This is a genomic window from Streptomyces minutiscleroticus (genome assembly GCF_014650875.1).
GTDB classification, from domain to species: Bacteria; Actinomycetota; Actinomycetes; order Streptomycetales; family Streptomycetaceae; genus Streptomyces; species Streptomyces minutiscleroticus.
Genome location: NZ_BMVU01000240.1, coordinates 1 through 698 on the forward strand (window position 1 = coordinate 1; position 698 = coordinate 698).

Genomic DNA, 698 nt, shown 5'->3' on the forward strand with positions numbered 1-698 from the left:
GGCGCATTAGAATAAAATTCTTTAAAGAATAAAAAGCCAAAAAAGGCAAAGGCCGCGCTAAAAGCCATGCAAACTTTGTGTGGTTTGATTTTATCGGCCAAAAGCCCGGTTAAAATAATAGAACTTACAATGCCAGCAAGCCCTAAAATTTGAAAATAGGTTTTTTCAAAAGGAGTGAAATTAAAATTGGGATGCATGAGGGTAAAATTTGGAACAAAAAGGATAAAAATCAAAATACAAGCGGTTAAAACCCAAGTGATAAGCATGGAGATTAATATGCCAAAGCGAGAATTTTTAAACACCTCTTTAAGCGGGAATTTAACTAAGGCATTGTCTTGTTTCATTTGCTGAAAAACAGGAGTTTCTTCTAAAAAGCGTCTCAAATAGACAGAAATGATACCAAAAATCCCTCCAAGCCCAAAAGCAACCCGCCAAGCCCAATCTTCAACAACAGGCTTGTCAAAAACCATGTAAACCCCAATATAAACTAAACTCCCAAGCAAAATCCCAGAAACTACAGAAGTGCTTAAAAAACCGATATAAGTGTTTTTTTGGCCTTGCGGAGCATGTTCATGGACAAAAACCCAAGCGCCAGGCAATTCACCACCCACAGCAACGCCTTGACAAATCCTAACAAACACCAAAAAAACAGGAGCTATGTAACCAAGATAATGAGCGTTTTTTGGGGTAAGTCCCAT

At 38.0% G+C, this 698-nt stretch carries 1 protein-coding gene; it reads right to left on the bottom strand.

From position 1 onward, the window contains the following. A partial coding sequence (locus IE271_RS44535; RefSeq protein ID WP_190195519.1) for an MFS transporter occupies positions 1-698 on the bottom strand: 698 nt, incomplete at both ends.